The organism is Rhodopseudomonas pentothenatexigens (genome assembly GCF_900218015.1).
GTDB lineage: Bacteria > Pseudomonadota > Alphaproteobacteria > Rhizobiales > Xanthobacteraceae > Rhodopseudomonas > Rhodopseudomonas pentothenatexigens.
Map to the genome: position 1 here is coordinate 197,767 of NZ_UFQQ01000010.1, position 15,044 is coordinate 212,810.

Here is a 15,044-nt window from a genome sequence, read left to right on the forward strand (position 1 = left end):
CGCCGTCAGCGCCCCGTCTTCACCCTGGTCCACAGCCGCGTGATGGTGCGCTGGGTTGCCGGGTCCCGCGCGGTGATCACGAACAGCCGCGCCAGCGTCGCATCGTCGGGGTACACCGCCTTGTCGTTCAGCACCCGCGGATTGATGAACTCCCGGCTGGCCGCGTTGCCGTTGGCGTAGGACAGGAAGTCGGAATTGCGCGCGGCGATCTCCGGACGGTACAGGAAGTTGATCAGTTCGTGCGCCTCGGCGACGTTCTTGGCATCGGCCGGGATCGCCAGATTGTCGAAGAACATCTGTGCGCCCTCCTTCGGAATCGCGTAGCCGATCTCGACGCCGTTGTTGGCTTCCGCGGCGCGCGACTGGGCCTGTTTGATGTCGCCGGACCACGCCACCACGAGGCAGATCTCGCCGGTCGCGAGCGCGTTCAGATATTCCGAAGAATGGAATTTGCGGACCGAGGGCTGCACCTTGCCGACCACCTCCGCCGCCTTCTCCAGGTCGTCCTTATTGGTCGAATTCGGGTCGCGGCCGAGATAGGTCAGCGCCGCCGGCAGAATGTCCTCGGCGGAATCCAGCATGTGAACGCCGCACTCCTTGAACTTCGCCAGGCTCTCCGGCTTGAAGATAGTCTCCCAACTGTCGATCACGGCACCCTCGCCGAGAATCCGCTTCACCGCGGCGACGTTGTAGCCGATCCCGGTGGTGCCCCACATGTAGTTGGCGGCGAACTGATTGCCGGGGTCGTACAGCGCCAGCTTGCCGGTGACGAAATCCCAGGCGTTCTTCAGGTTGGGCAGCTTCGATTTGTCGAGCTTCTGGAACACGCCGGCAGCGATCTGGCGCTGCAGGAAGTAGGCGGTCGGCACCACGACGTCGTAGCCGGACTTGCCGGCGAGCAGCTTGCTCTCCAGCGTCTCGTTGGCGTCGAAGGTGTCGTACACCACCTTGATGCCGGTCTCGCGGGTGAAGTCCTCCAGCACGCCCGGCGCGACGTAGTTCGACCAGTTGTAGAAATTGACGGTGCGATCCTGCGCCCGAACCGGCAGCGCGAGCGACGCCGACAGAGCGATCCCCGCGCCCAAGATCAGCAGTCGCCGTCGCATCGTGTCCCGCATCATCGAATCCCTAGCGCCCGTGAACCGCATCCGACAGACGCTCGAGGGCGGTGTCGAGCGTCCGATCGTTCTTGGCGAAACAGAAGCGTACCACCGAGGTGACCGGCTCCTCCTCGTAGAACGCCGAAACCGGAATCGCCGCGACCTTGTAGTCGGTGACGATCCGCTTGCAGAACGCCTCGTCGGTTTCGTTGAGGCCAAGCGGCGACAGATCTACGGTGAGGAAGTAGGTGCCCTGCGAGCGGATCACCGGAAAGCCGATGTCGGACAGCCCCTTCGCCAGCCGGTCGCGGCTGCGGGCGAGCTCCTTGCGCATCTGCAGGAAGTAATCGTCGCTTTTGCCGAGTCCGTAGGCGACCGCGACCTGCAGGTTAGGCGCGGTGGTGAAGGCGAGGAACTGGTGCACCTTGGCGGCGACGCGCAGCAGCTTCGGCGCGGCGCAGACGAAGCCGACCTTCCAGCCGGTCAGCGAGAAGATCTTGCCGGCCGAGCCGATCTTGATGGTGCGATCGCGCATCCCCGGGATCGCGATCAGCGGGATATGGCTGAGGCCGTCGAAGGTGACGTGCTCCCACACCTCGTCGCAGATCGCCACCGCGTCGAACTCCTGGCAGAACCGCGCCAGCAATTCGAGGTCCTCGCGCGGATACACCACCGCCGCCGGGTTCAGCGGGTTGTTGAAGACGATCGCCTTGGTCTTGGCGTTGAACACCCGCCGCAGCGCCTCTTCGGTGATGCGCCAGTGCGGCGGTTCGAGCCGGACCAGCCGCGGAATGCCGCCGGCCTGCCGGACGATCGGCAGGTAGGAGTCGTACACCGGCTGAAACACGATCACTTCGTCGCCGGGTTCCACCACCGACAGGATTGCGCTCGCCAACGCCTCGGTCGCGCCGGAGGTCACCATCACCTCGGCCAGCGGATCGAGCTGGACGCCGTGCCAATGCGCGTAGTGGGTCGAGATCGCCTGCCGCAGCTCCGGCAATCCCATCATCGACGGGTATTGGTTGTAGCCGTTCAACACCGCGTCCGCCGCGGTGCGGCGGATGTCTTCCGGCCCGGGATCGTCGGGAAACCCCTGCCCGAGATTGATCGCATCGTTGTCGCGCGCGAGTTGCGACATCGCCTCGAACACGGTGACCGGCAGATCGGCGAAGACCTTGTTGCTCATCGGATGGCGATCATCGTGCGGATCAGCGGCCCGGCTTGATCGGCAGACCGGCCGCCTTCCAGCCGAGAATGCCGCCGGCGAGGTGCCGGGTGTAGGCGAGCCCGGCGGCCTGCGCGGCCAGCGACGCCGTCACCGAGCGCTTGCCGGAGCGGCAGGCGAACACGACCTGCTTGCCGTTCGGATCGGGGATCGCCTTGGGATCGAAGGTCGAGAGCGGAACAACCACGGCGTCCGGGTAGGCCTCCATCGCCACCTCGTTCGGCTCCCGGACATCGACCAGCAGATAGCGCCCGTCTGTGATGCCCTGGACCACTTCCTCCGCCGTCAAATCTTCAACCTGACCTACCACTCTCAATTCTCCCGCGATTGCACGGCCCGGATCGATGAGCGCAACGACGAGAACCATGCTCGGCAATTGCAGCGCCAGCGTTGCGCCTAGCGCGAGGAAAATCAAGCTCTGCAGCGGGTTTGTGGCCATCTCTGCTGGATAAGCGAACCCGCGTGGAAAATCACCGCCGCTTTGGTCGAAGCCGGTCCGCCTGCTGCGGCTCGACCGCGCCAGATGGCGGCCCGAGCGTCATCGTCGGCCTCCCGCCGTCGTGGTCGGCACGTGGCGATGGAACTCCCGCGTTACGGCTTCAGCCCCGGCGGCAGCGCCGGGCTCTCACGCATCAGCGTGATCGTCACCCGGCGATTGGCGGCGATCGACGGGTCTTCGGGAAACAGCGGCTGGCTGTCGGACTTGCCGGTCACGGCAAAAATGTGCGAGTTCGGCAGCCCTTCCCGCTCCAGGATCTGGCGCACCGAATTGGCCCGGTCGGAGGACAGGTCCCAGCCGTTATAGTCGCTGCGCTGCGGCAGCAGGCCGGACGAGGTATGGCCGACGATGCTGATCCGCAGCGGCGTGGCCCGCAGCGGCACGGCGAGACGCTGCAGCAGCAGCCGGGTGCGCTCGAACGGAACGCGGGAGCCGTCGGCGAACATCGCGCGGCCGTCCTGATCCATGATCTCGAGGTTGAGCCCCTGCTTGGTCTCCTCGAACATGATGTTCTTCGACAGTTCGGCGATTTCCGGCATGTTCTGCAACGCCTGCCGCAGCGACGCCGAGGCCAGCGCAAACTCGCGATCCTCTTTGGTGTTGATGCCTTCGTCGCGGGTCACATCGCCGGGCGACGGTTTGGCGGTCGACAGCTCGGGATTGACGTGTTCGGTGTTCTTGACTTTGCCGCGGGTCGGCAGGCCGTCGCTCTCGATGATCCCGGAGTAGCGCGCGTCGGTCTGCATGCCGAACGCCTCGCGCATCGAGCCGGCGACGATCTTCAGCTTCTGGGTGTCCTGAGTGGAGAACGCGACCAGCATCACGAAGAACGCGAGAAGCAGCGCCATCAGGTCGGCGAACGTCACGAACCAACCGTGACCGCCGTGCGCCTCCTCGCGTTTCTTCTTGGCCATCGCTCGCTTTCCAAGATGTCCCTAGCCGATCAGGCAGGGACGCTCTCGTTCTCTTCGTGGCGATGCTTTTCAGGGAGATAGGCGAGCAGCATCTCTCTGACCAGCGTCGGGCTCTTGGAATCGCGGATCATCAGAATGCCGTCGATGATCAGCGTCCGATTGGTCTCCTCGTCGACCAACTTGCCGTGCAGCTTGTCGGCGATCGGCAGACAGATCAGATTCGCCACCACTGCGCCGTACAGCGTCGCCAGCAGCGCGACCGCCATGAACGGTCCGAGCTTGGACGGGTCGGACATGTTGGAGAACATCTGCACCATGCCGAGCAGCGTGCCGATCATGCCGAACGCCGGGGCGCAGTCGCCGATCGCCCGATAGATCTTGGACCCCTCGTTGAGGTGCAGCAGGAAGTTGTCGCGATCGCGCTCGAGATTGTCGCGGATGAATTCGATGTCGTAGCCGTCGGCGACGTAGCGGATGCCCTTGGCCAGGAACGGATCATCGGCCTCGACTTTTTCAAGACCGACCGGGCCGGACTTGCGGGCGATTTCGGCGATGTTGGCGAGTTCGTCGACCAGGTCACGCGCCGACAGATTGCTCATCGTGAAAGCGAATTTCGCGCCGAGCGGAAGGCCGTGCAACATCGCCGATAGCGGAAACCGGATCAGCGTCGCGGCGAACGAACCACCGAAGATGACGATGACCGCATGGATGTCGTAGAACATCCCAAAATTGCCGCCCATCAGGATGAGCGAAGACACAACCGCGGCGCCCGCGACCAGGCCCAGGAGTGTGGCGAGATCCATCTTGTACTCCGACACGCACAGCCACGCGCCAGCCCGCGCTGACGGCGGCGCAACCCATTCTGCGCTGCGCGGGCCCACCGTAAGCAGCCGCCATTAAAGACGCGTAAAGTTAACCGGGAGCTGGCGTGATTGCCGCCGCGGTAACCATGGGGCGCGGCAACGAACTATTCACTTCTTCGGCGGCGCCCTGGTTATTCTCCGAGGCCGGTGGCGCTGATGGCCACTCCTGCGCGGACGGCGACCTGCTTGTCACCACGGCCGCAAGGCCCGGCGGCTCGCGCCCGCGGCGAAGGCCTCAGTTCAGCCGCGCCGGGCGGTCGTCGTCGTGCGGTGTCGGGTCGTTGACCACCAGCGTCGGCTTCTGGCTCGGCCCGCCGCCGCCCTTGGTCTTCTGCGCCGCGGCCGCGTTGCGCTGGTGATCGCGATACGACCGCCAGCCGACCGGCAGGCTGAGCAGATACAGCACCGAGCACGCCGACAGGATGTGCCACGGGTAGCCGATCAGCAGCGCCACGAACAGCACCACCGAGACGAACACCGGAAGCACCATCTCCGGTGCGACCCGCAGCCGCACCGCCTTGCCCGAGAACACCGGCAGCCGCGACACCATCAGGAACGCGATCAGCAGCGTGTACAGCGCGGTCAGCACCGCCGGCGGCGTCGGCGCACCGAGGAAGCCCATATAGACCGGCAGCAGGACCGTGATCGCGCCGGCCGGCGCCGGCACCCCGGTAAAGAAATTGGCGGCGAACGCCGGCTTGTTGGGGTCGTCCATGGTGGCGTTGAACCGCGCCAGCCGCAGGCCGCCGCTGATCGCGAACACCATGGCGGCGATCCAGCCGACATTGTTGAGGTCGTGGAGCTGCCAGAAATACAGGATCAGGCCGGGGGCGACGCCGAAATTGACGAAATCGGCCAGGCTGTCCAGCTCGGCGCCGAATTTCGACTGCCCTTTGATCATCCGGGCGACCCGGCCGTCGATGCCGTCGAGCACCGCCGCGAACACGATCGCGGCGACCGCCAGCTCCATCCGGCCCTCGGTCGACAGCCGGATTGCGGTCAGGCCGGCGCAGATCGCCAGCAGAGTGATGACGTTCGGCACCAGCAGCCGCACCGGGATCGGCCCGAACCGGCGACGCGGCGTCTCAGGGGAATTCAGATCGAAAGGCATCGGTCTCGCTCTCGTCTCGGAACCACCACCCTGCTCGGCCATCATGGCAACCTTCGGGCCGGCGGCACCGATGTTAGTCGGTCCGGTAGATCCGTCCAGTGTCGTTGCCCTTAAGGTCGGCCAGCACGGTTTCGCCCGCAATCGCGGTCTGTCCCTCGGCGACCAGCGGCTTGGTGCCCTCCGGCAGATAGACGTCGAGCCGCGAACCGAACCGGATCAGGCCGAACCGCTCGCCGGCTACCAGCGGCTGCCCCTCACGGACGAACGACACGATCCGCCGGGCGATCAGGCCGGCGATCTGGATCACGCCGATCTGGCCGTCCTCGGTCGACAGCACCATCGAATTGCGTTCGTTGTCTTCGCTGGCCTTGTCGAGCTCCGCGTTCACGAACTTGCCGGGCGAATACACGATCCGCTCGATCCGGCCGGCCACCGGGCTGCGGTTCACGTGGCAGTTGAACACGCTCATGAAGATCGAAACCCGCGGCAGCGGCTTGGCGCCGAGCCCGAGCTCCGGCGGCGGGATGATGTCGACCACCATCGATACCCGGCCGTCGGCCGGTGATACCACCAGCCCGTCTCGGACCGGGGTCGTGCGCGCCGGATTGCGGAAGAAGTAGGCGCACCAGATCGTCAGGACGGTGCCGATCCAGCCGAGCGGCGACCAGATCCAGAACAAAATCAGCGTCGCCAGCGCGAAACCGCCGACGAACGGGTAGCCCTCCCGGTGAATCGGCGGGATCTGGGCGCGAACGGAATTGACGATGGACATGGGAGGTCCCCTAACTTCGAAAGCCTGTCGGCGAGTGCTGCAACACGATTACTCCGCCGCCGCCGAAGTTGCCAGATCATCGTCGGGCTTGGCCTGCCGACCTGACGACTCCGGCGGAAGATCCGGCGTCTCCTGTTGACGGATCGGCGACTCATCGCCGATCAGCGCCAACCGCTCGCGCGCCTCCTCGGCCTCGCGCTGCCTGTTCCACATACTGGCGTACAGTCCGCCCTCGGCAAGCAATTGCGCATGGGTGCCGCGTTCGGCGATCCGGCCCTGATCGAGCACGATGATTTCGTCGGCACCGACGATGGTCGAAAGCCGATGCGCGATCACCAGCGAGGTGCGGTTTTGTGCCACACGCTCCAGCGCGCCCTGGATTTCGTGCTCGGTGTGGCTGTCGAGCGCCGAGGTCGCTTCGTCGAGCACCAGAATCGGCGGCGCCTTGAGAACCGTTCGCGCAATTGCCACGCGCTGCTTCTCGCCGCCCGATAGCTTCAGCCCGCGCTCGCCGACCTCGGTGTCGTAGCCCTTCGGCGACGCCTTGATGAAGGCGTCGATCTGCGCGGTCCTGGCGGCCTCCTCCACCTCGGCATCGCTGGCGTCCCAGCGGCCGTAGCGGATGTTGTAGCGGATGGTGTCGTTGAACAGCACGGTATCCTGCGGCACCATGCCGATCGCCGAGCGTAGCGAGGTCTGGGTGACGTGGCGGATATCCTGGCCGTCAATCGTGATCCGGCCGCTGGAAACGTCGTACAGCCGGAACAACAGCCGGGAAATCGTCGATTTGCCGGCGCCCGAAGGGCCGACGATCGCCACCGTCTTGCCGGCCGGCACCTCGAAGCTCAGTCCTTTCAGGATCGGCCGCGACGGATCGTAGGCGAACCGCACGTCCTCGAACCGCACGGTACCGGCTTCGACCGCCAGCGGCTGGGCGCCGGCGCGATCCTCGACCTCCGGCTTGCGCGACAGCACTGCGAACATCTTCTCGATATCGATGATCGCCTGCTTGATCTCGCGATATACCATGCCCATGAAGTTCAGCGGCTGGTACAGCTGAATCATCATCGCGTTGACCATCACGAAGTCGCCGACCGTATTGGTGCCGTTGCGGACGCCCGAGGCGCACATCAGCATCGTCGCGGTCAGGCCGAAGGTGAAGATCACCGCCTGCCCGGCGTTGAGAACCGCCAGCGAGGTGTAGGTCGAGACGCTCGCCTCCTCGTAGCGCTGCATCGACTTGTCGTAGCGGCGCGCCTCGCGCTCCTCGGCGCCGAAATACTTCACGGTCTCGTAGTTGAGCAGCGAATCGATCGCCTTCTGATTGGCGTCGCTGTCGGAATCGTTCATGCGGCGGCGGATGCCAATCCGCCATTCGGTCGCCTTGTAGGTGTACAGCATGTAGAACACGACGGTGACCATCACCGCGGCGACATAGCGCCAGTCGAACTGCCACAGCAGCACCGCCATCACCAGCGACAGCTCGATGATGGTCGGCACCAGTTGCAGGATCACCATCCTGACGATCACTTCGATGCCGAGCCGGCCGCGCTCCAGCACGCGCGTCAGCCCGCCGGTCTTGCGTTCGAGGTGAAACCGCAGCGACAGATCGTGCATGTGCACGAAGGTGCGATAGGCCAGCTTGCGAACCGCGTGCATCGCCACCTTGGCGAACACGCCGTCGCGCCACTGCGTCAGCACCGCCATCAGCACACGGACGAGGCCGTAGCTCGCGGTCAGCGCCAACGGCGACGCGATCAGCCACAGCGTCCAGTTCGACGGCTCGATCGGCGCGGTGTCGGCGCCGGTCAGTGCATCGGTCGCCCATTTGAAGGTGAACGGCACGATCAAAGTCGCCGCCTTGGCGGCGATCAGCAGCACGATCGACCACACCACCCGCATCTTCAGGTCGGCGCGATCGCCGGGCCAGATGTAAGGCCACAGATGCACCAGCGTGGCACCGAGCGTCGCCTTCTGCGCCGTCGCGTCTTCCGGGATCGCGACAGGAGGGCCGCTGCTCGAATGCGAGTGAGGGTGAGCCATCAACAGGTGCCTGAAACAGTCCGATTGCAGATTCCGGCCTCGCGACCAGAGTCGTTCGCCGAGTTCGCCTTCATATAGTGTTTCACCTCCGCCGTGCACCCTGAGGCGGCGAATCTTTGCGACATAACAGGCTGTTGCAGGGGCATGGCGGCGCCCGTCTTGACGCTGTCATCCCGCGGTGCCACATCCGCCACCATGAGCGAGATCAAGACCGTCTGCGTCTATTGCGGCTCCGGGGCGGGCAGCAATCCGCGTTTTCTCGAGGCCGCCACCGCTTTCGGCAAGGAACTTGCCGACCACCGCGTCGGGCTGGTGTATGGCGGCGGCGCGATCGGGCTGATGGGTGCGGTGGCCAATGCAGTGCTCGACCACGGCGGCGTGGTCACCGGGATCATTCCCGGCTTTCTCAGCGCCAAGGAGATCGCGCTCGGACGCGTCACCGAACTGATCGTCACCGAGGACATGCACGAGCGCAAACGGCTGATGTTCGAGCGCTCCGACGCCTTCGTGGCGCTCCCGGGCGGCATCGGTACGCTGGAAGAACTCGTCGAGCAGATGACCTGGCAGCAGCTCGGCCGCCACACCAAGCCGATCCTGATCGCGGACATCGACGGATTCTGGCAGCCGCTGCTCGAATTGCTGGCGCACATGCGCAGCACCGCCTTCATTCGCCCCAATCTCTCGGTCGAAGTTCTGAAAGCCGAGAAGGTCGAGGATATTCTGCCGAAGCTGCGGGCTGCGGCAGCGCTCCAGGCGACGCGTTCGATGCCGCCGGAAATTGCAGAACGGCTTTAGTTTCTCGTCTGCTTTTTGAGCCACTGCTAACCATACCTGCAGACGCTCAGGCTGCCGGTGCGCGCAAAGCGATCATTCGCTTCGCGTGACAAACCTTCACGATCTAAGTGTTAGGCCCGAGTTGAGGCGGCGCAGGGTCGCGCCTAGCGTCGCACCGCAACAAACCTCGAGTCGAGTTTGCCATGTCTCATTCCCGCGGCCGCTCCGCCAAGACCCTCGCGCTCCTCGCCGCGTCCGCGCTGGCTGTGATCGGAGGCGCGGCGTTGTGGATCATCCAGCCGCCCGCCGTCGACGCCAGGCTCGAGGCTGTCGACGCTAAGGCCGACCCCGAGCTGATCAAGCGCGGCGAGTACATTGCGCGGGCCGGCGACTGCGTCGCCTGTCACACCGCGCCGGGCGGCACGCCGATGGCAGGCGGCCTCAAGCTCGACACGCCGTTCGGCAGCCTGTGGTCGACCAACATCACGCCCGATCGCGACACCGGCATCGGAAACTGGTCGTTCGGCGAGTTCGACCGCGCGATGCGCAATGGCGTCGCGGCGGATGGCCACAATCTGTATCCGGCGATGCCGTATCCGTCCTACGCCAGGATCAGCGGCGACGACATGGTGGCACTGTGGGCGTACCTGACCCAGGGCCTCGCGCCGGTGGCGCAGGCCAATCGCGCGCCGGAGATGAGCTTCCCGTTCAACATGCGGATCGGTCTGGCGTTCTGGAACGTCGCCTTCCTCGATGCCTCGCCGTTCAAGCCCGAGCCGAACCGGGACGCGGTGTGGAATCGCGGCGCCTATCTGGTGCAGGGCCTCGGCCATTGCGGCGCCTGCCACACCCCGCGCGGCATCGCCTTCCAGGAGAAGGCGATGAGCGACGCCGGGCCGAACGGGCGCGATTATCTCGCCGGCGCCAAGGTCGAGCACTGGAACGCGCTCAATCTGCGCGGGCTGTGGACCGTGCCTGACACCGTGCAGATGCTGAAGACCGGGCAGAACCGTTTCGCCACTGCGGCCGGCGGCATGACCGACGTGATCCGGCATTCGACCCAGCACATGACCGATCAGGACCTCACCGCGATCGCCACCTATCTGAAGGCGCTGCCGACCGACCGGCCGGCGCCGACGGTCGCTGTGGCCGAAGTGCCGGCGTCGACCTACTCGACGCCCGGCGGCCTCGGTTACACCCAATTCTGCGCCGACTGCCATCGCGGCAACGGTGCCGGCGTGCCGGGCGTATTTCCGCCGCTCGCCGGCAATCCGACGATCGCCGCCAAGGATCCGGCGACGCTGGTGCATATCACCCTCACCGGCTGGGAGACGACAGCGACCACCGCGCATCCGCGGGTGTGGACGATGCCGTCGTTCGCCCGCCTGAACGATCGCGAGATCGCCGACATCCTGAGCTTCGTCCGCGCCAACTGGGGTGGCAACGCCGGCGCCGTCACGGCCGAGCAGATCGCCTCGGCGCGCGCCGCGCTCGATCCGAAGATCGACAGCTCGCGGTTCGAAACGCCGCGGATCGCCGAGATTCTGTCGCAGCCGAACGCCGAGCAGCTGGTCCGCGGCATGCGGCTGAACGCCGAGACTCACACCCTGCTGCCGGACAATGTCGGCAACGACCTGAATTGTGCCTCGTGCCATCTCAACGCCGGCACCGTCGCCGATGGCAGCCCCTATGTCGGCGTCGCGGCGTTCTTCCCGAGCTACGCGCCGCGTGCCGGCCGTATCATCTCGCTGGAAGACCGCATCAACGGCTGCTTCCTGCGCTCGATGAACGGCAAGCCGCTGCCGGTCGACGGCCCCGACATGAAGGCAATGGTGGCGTATTTCGACTGGATGCAGGGCTCGACCAAGCCGCAAGACAAGGTGCCGGGCCGCGGCGTCGGCAAGGTCGATCAGTCGCTGGTGCCCAATCTCGACAACGGCAAGGAGATCTACACGGCGCGCTGCGCAGTGTGTCACGGCAACGACGGAGAAGGTCTGAAGGACGCGGCCGGCCGCGTGGTGTATCCGCCACTGTGGGGGCCGCGCTCGTTCAACATCGGCGCCGGCATGGCCCGGACCTACACCGCCGCCGCCTTCGTCAAGCGCAACATGCCGATCGCGAGCCACAACAAATTCCCGCTCGGCCAGGGCGAACTGACCGATCAGGAAGCGGTCGACGTCGCCGCCTATTTCAGCCACATGGAGCGGCCGGACTTCCCCGGCAAGGTGAAGGACTGGCCGAAAGACCCAAAGCCGAAGGACGCGCGCTACTGATCGCAGCGGCGCAACGACCTCACATCAACGTCCCCCGACCACCGGGCCGGGGTCGAAGATCTTGCCGGGATTGAGAATGCCCTTCGGGTCGAGCGCCTGCTTCAGCGTGCGCATCAACGCGATCTCGTTGGCGCTGCGGCTGACGTAGAGATACGGCTTCTTCTCCAGGCCGATGCCGTGCTCGGCCGAGACCGAGCCGTTGCAGGCGGCGAGCGGCCGGTACACCAGCGCCTCGACCTTGGGCCGCAGCGCCAGATACTCCATCGGCTTGACCTGCACGACGACATGCAGATTGCCGTCGCCGAGATGGCCGAAGATCCACAGCCGGTGCTCGCCGATTTCGCTTTCCAGCGTCTCCCGCAACGTCTCGGCATAGCCTTCCATCGCGGTGATCGGCAGCGAGACGTCGAACACGATCGGCAAGCCGCCCTGCAGCACCTGGCCGACATCGTCGCGCAGCGCCCAGAACGCGCGGCAATCCTCCTCCGACTGCGCGATCGCCGCATCGGCGATCAGCCCGGATTCCAGCGCCGTCTCCATCGCCGCGGTGAAGCGCTGGCCGTCGAGGTCGAGGTCCGAGCCCTGGCTCTCGACCAGCACGTAGTAAGCATGATCCTGACCGATCGGCGGCCGGCCCTTCGCGGGCGGGCTGGTGATCAGCCGGTAGAACGACTGCCACATCACCTCATAAGCCGACAGCGTGCCGCCGAGCGCGCGGTCGCAATGCTTCAGGAACTTCGCCACCGCGTCGAAACTGTCGAGGCCGACGAACGCCATGTTGGTGGCGAGCGGCTTTTCGCGCAGCCGCAGCACCAGCCGCGTAATGACGCCGAGCGTGCCTTCCGAGCCGATGAACAGCTGCTTGAGGTCGTAGCCGGCGTTGTTCTTGATCAGATGGTTGAGCGACGACAGCACGGTGCCGTCGGCGAGCACGACTTCAAGACCGAGGATCATCTCGCGCGTCATGCCGTAGCGGATCACGCGGTTGCCGCCGGCGTTGGTGGCGGCATTGCCGCCGAGCGTGGCGGTGCCGCGCGAGCCGAGATCGAGCGGAAACGCCAGATCGTGCTTGTCGACCTCGTCCTGCAGCGCCTGCAGCGGCACGCCGGCTTGGACCACGGCGGTGCGCTGCTTCGGATCGATCTCTTCGATCGTGCGCATCCGCTCCAGCGACAGGATCACGTCGCTCGGCTCGGCATCGGCACCGTGGACGAGACCGGTCAGGCCGCCATGGGTGACGACGTGAACGCCATTGGCATGGCACCAGCGCAGGGTCTCCGAGACCTGCTGCGTCGAAGTCGGGCGCACCAGCGCCGCGGCCTTCAATGTATCGAACCGATAGGCGCCGGCGGAGCGCTTCGACAGTTCGGCGGCCTCGAGCACGCCGCCGTCGCCGACGATGGTCCGGAGTGTGCCGACGATATCCAGGGTCATCGGCCGTTCCCTCAGATCAAGGCTTCGATCAGCCGCGGCCCGCGCTGGCTCATCGCTGAAGCGTATTGCGCGGAGAATTCTTCGGCGGTGGTGGCGCGGCTGGCTTCGACGCCGAGACCTTCGGCGATCTTCATCCAGTTCATCTCCGGATTGTGCAGATCGAGCATCGACAGCGCATTGGCGCCGGCGCCGGAGGCGCCGACCCGCTGCAGCTCGATGTTGAGGATCGCGTAGGAGCGGTTGGCGTAGATCACCACGGTGACGTCGAGCTTCTCGCGCGCCATCGTCCACAGCGCCTGCATGGTGTAGGCGGCGCCGCCGTCGCCGTGCGGACACACCACTTTGCGATCCGGCGCCGCGATCGCCGCGCCGATCGCCAGCGGCAGCCCCTGCCCGATCGAGCCGCCGGTCAGCGGCAGATGGGTGTGCGGCCGGGCCTTGGGCAGCATCATCTGGAACGGCAACCCGGAGGTGTTGGCCTCCTCGGCGTAGATCGCGTGATCGGGCGTCAGATGCGCGATCGCCTGCGCGACGCCGAGCGAATTGAGCTTGCCCTTCGGCAGCTCCGGCAACACGAGCTGAGTCCGTGCGGCGGGCTCGGCCGGCGCGTCGACCGCGGCGGCGAGATCCTTCACCGCCTGGGCGCCGTTCTCGTGCGGCTGTGCCAGATACTCGATCAGGCAACCTTCCGGCGCGCCCCAGCTCGGCTTGCCCGGATAGGCGAAGAACGACACCGGCGGCTTGGATCCGACCAGGATCAGTTGCTCGACATCTTTGAGGAAGGCGGTGATCTGCTCCGAGAAATACGGAATGCGCTCGAGCGGGACGCGGCCGGCGCCGAGTTCGGTCTGCGGCGCGAAGGTATCGCACAGCAGCCGGACGCCGGTCTTCGCCGCGACGCGCCCGGCCGCCTCCAGCGCATCGCCGAGCAGTGCCTGGCCGCGCAGCAGCAGCGCCGACTTCTTGCCGTTCGACAGCCGCTTGGCGATCGCCTCGACCGTCTCCGCCGCAACCTGCGCCGGACCGATTTCCGGCAGCTTGTGCGCCGCGCGCGCGGCCTGATTCCAGGCGACGTCCGCCGGCATGATCAGCGTGGCGATGCCGCCCGGCGCCGCGCAGGCCGCCTGCACCGCGCGCGCCGTATCGCTCGCCACCGCGCCGGCGCTCTTGGATTCATGGATCCAGCTCGACACCGGCCGGGCAAAGCCGGCGATGTCCGACGTCAGCGGCGCGTCGTATTGCAGATGATAGGCGGCGTGGTCGCCGACGATGTTGACGATCGGCGTCCCGGCGCGGCGGGCGTTGTGCAGATTGGCAAGACCGTTGGCGAGGCCGGGGCCGAGATGCAGCAGGTTCACCGCCGGCTTGGCGGCGATCCGGCCGTAGCCGTCGGCGGCGCCTGTGACCACGCCCTCGAACAGGCACAGCACCGGCCGCATTCCGCTGACCGAATCCAGCGCCGCGACGAAGTGCATTTCCGAGGTGCCTGGATTGGCGAAACACACCTCGACGCCGGAATTTACCAGCGTCCGCACCACCGACTGTGCGCCGTTCATTCCCTCACCCACCACGCGTCTTCCCCCTGCGGCCGGCGTCGACTGCGCCGGGCTATGATCTGTTTGGGGGATATGTTGTCAGTGGGATGCGGAGATGACAACCGCCAGGACAAAATTGTGTCGGCGGTCATGACCGGAAGCGGAGCCGACGAAGCAATTCAGAGCCCTGGCATCGGGTCTTGGATTGCTTCGCCTTCGGCTCGCAATTGTGCGAGTTCACTAATTCGGTGATCGGATTTTTTTGTCGGCGGCGAAGTCCTTCGGGGTTTTGCCGCCGAGGGCCTGGTGGGGCCTGAAGTTGTTGTAATAGACCATGTATTCGAACAACTCGTTGGCGAAGTGGTCGAGGTTGTCGAAGGTGGCTCCGTCGATCACGTCGTCGTCCAGGGTCCGCCAGAAGCGCTCGATCTTGCCGTTGGTCTGGGGGCGGTAAGGCCGAGTGTAACGGTGCACGATGCCGAGCTCGCGCAGCATTGCCTC

The 15,044-nt window shown here is 65.8% G+C and carries 11 protein-coding genes and 3 pseudogenes; 2 read left to right on the forward strand and 12 right to left on the reverse strand.

Going from position 1 to position 15,044, the window contains the following annotated elements; translation table 11 throughout:
- Window positions 1–5: 5 nt before the first annotated feature.
- From DWA33_RS11740 to DWA33_RS11775, 8 genes and pseudogenes are all read right to left on the reverse strand, one after another.
- Window positions 6–1,121 (reverse strand): polyamine ABC transporter substrate-binding protein, encoded by a 1,116-nt coding sequence (locus tag DWA33_RS11740; protein WP_114358295.1) that lies wholly within the window; start codon window positions 1,119–1,121, stop codon window positions 6–8.
- Between the two features lie 7 nt (window positions 1,122–1,128).
- Window positions 1,129–2,286 (reverse strand): aminotransferase, encoded by a 1,158-nt coding sequence (locus DWA33_RS11745; protein ID WP_114358272.1) that lies wholly within the window; start codon window positions 2,284–2,286, stop codon window positions 1,129–1,131.
- 22 nt (window positions 2,287–2,308) lie between these two features.
- Window positions 2,309–2,635 carry a rhodanese-like domain-containing protein gene (locus DWA33_RS11750; RefSeq protein WP_167443191.1) on the reverse strand — a complete coding sequence of 109 codons (327 nt, stop codon included), beginning with the start codon at window positions 2,633–2,635 and terminating at the stop codon, window positions 2,309–2,311.
- 281 nt (window positions 2,636–2,916) lie between these two features.
- The gene (locus tag DWA33_RS11755; RefSeq protein WP_114358273.1) at window positions 2,917–3,738 is read right to left on the reverse strand and encodes an OmpA/MotB family protein; all 822 of its coding nucleotides are present in this window, start codon (window positions 3,736–3,738) and stop codon (window positions 2,917–2,919) included.
- Window positions 3,739–3,767: 29 nt separating this feature from the next.
- The gene (locus DWA33_RS11760) at window positions 3,768–4,541 is read right to left on the reverse strand and encodes a motility protein A (RefSeq protein ID WP_114358274.1); all 774 of its coding nucleotides are present in this window, start codon (window positions 4,539–4,541) and stop codon (window positions 3,768–3,770) included.
- 295 nt (window positions 4,542–4,836) lie between these two features.
- Window positions 4,837–5,712 carry a CDP-diacylglycerol--serine O-phosphatidyltransferase gene (gene pssA, locus DWA33_RS11765; RefSeq protein WP_114358275.1) on the reverse strand — a complete coding sequence of 292 codons (876 nt, stop codon included), beginning with the start codon at window positions 5,710–5,712 and terminating at the stop codon, window positions 4,837–4,839.
- A 73-nt stretch (window positions 5,713–5,785) separates the two neighbouring features.
- Window positions 5,786–6,490 (reverse strand): annotated as a pseudogene (locus tag DWA33_RS11770) (phosphatidylserine decarboxylase); the annotation flags it as partial.
- A gap of 42 nt (window positions 6,491–6,532) precedes the next feature.
- On the reverse strand, window positions 6,533–8,527 hold the full coding sequence (locus DWA33_RS11775; protein ID WP_167443188.1) for an ABCB family ABC transporter ATP-binding protein/permease: 1,995 nt from the start codon (window positions 8,525–8,527) through the stop codon (window positions 6,533–6,535).
- A 195-nt stretch (window positions 8,528–8,722) separates the two neighbouring features.
- Between DWA33_RS11775 and DWA33_RS11780 the strand changes: the two genes are divergently transcribed.
- Window positions 8,723–9,322 carry an LOG family protein gene (locus DWA33_RS11780; protein WP_114358277.1) on the forward strand — a complete coding sequence of 200 codons (600 nt, stop codon included), beginning with the start codon at window positions 8,723–8,725 and terminating at the stop codon, window positions 9,320–9,322.
- A 182-nt stretch (window positions 9,323–9,504) separates the two neighbouring features.
- Entirely contained in the window at window positions 9,505–11,574 is a 2,070-nt protein-coding gene (locus DWA33_RS11785; protein WP_114358278.1) for a c-type cytochrome, read from the forward strand.
- Window positions 11,575–11,598: 24 nt separating this feature from the next.
- Here DWA33_RS11785 and DWA33_RS11790 read toward each other — a convergent pair whose 3' ends face one another.
- The 4 genes and pseudogenes from DWA33_RS11790 to DWA33_RS25700 all read right to left on the reverse strand — a co-directional run.
- On the reverse strand, window positions 11,599–13,008 hold the full coding sequence (locus tag DWA33_RS11790; protein WP_114358279.1) for an FAD-binding oxidoreductase: 1,410 nt from the start codon (window positions 13,006–13,008) through the stop codon (window positions 11,599–11,601).
- Between the two features lie 11 nt (window positions 13,009–13,019).
- Complete coding sequence (locus tag DWA33_RS11795; protein WP_114358280.1) at window positions 13,020–14,564, reverse strand: acetolactate synthase large subunit; 1,545 nt, start codon at window positions 14,562–14,564, stop codon at window positions 13,020–13,022.
- A 219-nt stretch (window positions 14,565–14,783) separates the two neighbouring features.
- Window positions 14,784–14,963, reverse strand: a pseudogene (locus DWA33_RS11800) (integrase core domain-containing protein); the annotation flags it as partial.
- Window positions 14,942–15,044, reverse strand: a pseudogene (locus DWA33_RS25700) (integrase core domain-containing protein); the annotation flags it as partial. The pseudogenes DWA33_RS25700 and DWA33_RS11800, both read right to left, overlap by 22 nt.

Bases quoted from the DNA above. Each gene is read 5' to 3' on its own strand.
- DWA33_RS11740 (WP_114358295.1), bottom strand. From the start codon at position 1,121: ATGATGCGGGACACGATGCGACGGCGACTGCTGATCTTGGGCGCGGGG.
- DWA33_RS11745 (WP_114358272.1), bottom strand. From the start codon at position 2,286: ATGAGCAACAAGGTCTTCGCCGATCTGCCGGTCACCGTGTTCGAGGCG.
- DWA33_RS11755 (WP_114358273.1), bottom strand. From the start codon at position 3,738: ATGGCCAAGAAGAAACGCGAGGAGGCGCACGGCGGTCACGGTTGGTTC.
- DWA33_RS11760 (WP_114358274.1), bottom strand. From the start codon at position 4,541: ATGGATCTCGCCACACTCCTGGGCCTGGTCGCGGGCGCCGCGGTTGTG.
- pssA (WP_114358275.1), bottom strand. From the start codon at position 5,712: ATGCCTTTCGATCTGAATTCCCCTGAGACGCCGCGTCGCCGGTTCGGG.
- DWA33_RS11775 (WP_167443188.1), bottom strand. From the start codon at position 8,527: ATGGCTCACCCTCACTCGCATTCGAGCAGCGGCCCTCCTGTCGCGATC.
- DWA33_RS11780 (WP_114358277.1), top strand. From the start codon at position 8,723: ATGAGCGAGATCAAGACCGTCTGCGTCTATTGCGGCTCCGGGGCGGGC.
- DWA33_RS11785 (WP_114358278.1), top strand. From the start codon at position 9,505: ATGTCTCATTCCCGCGGCCGCTCCGCCAAGACCCTCGCGCTCCTCGCC.
- DWA33_RS11790 (WP_114358279.1), bottom strand. From the start codon at position 13,008: ATGACCCTGGATATCGTCGGCACACTCCGGACCATCGTCGGCGACGGC.
- DWA33_RS11795 (WP_114358280.1), bottom strand. From the start codon at position 14,564: ATGAACGGCGCACAGTCGGTGGTGCGGACGCTGGTAAATTCCGGCGTC.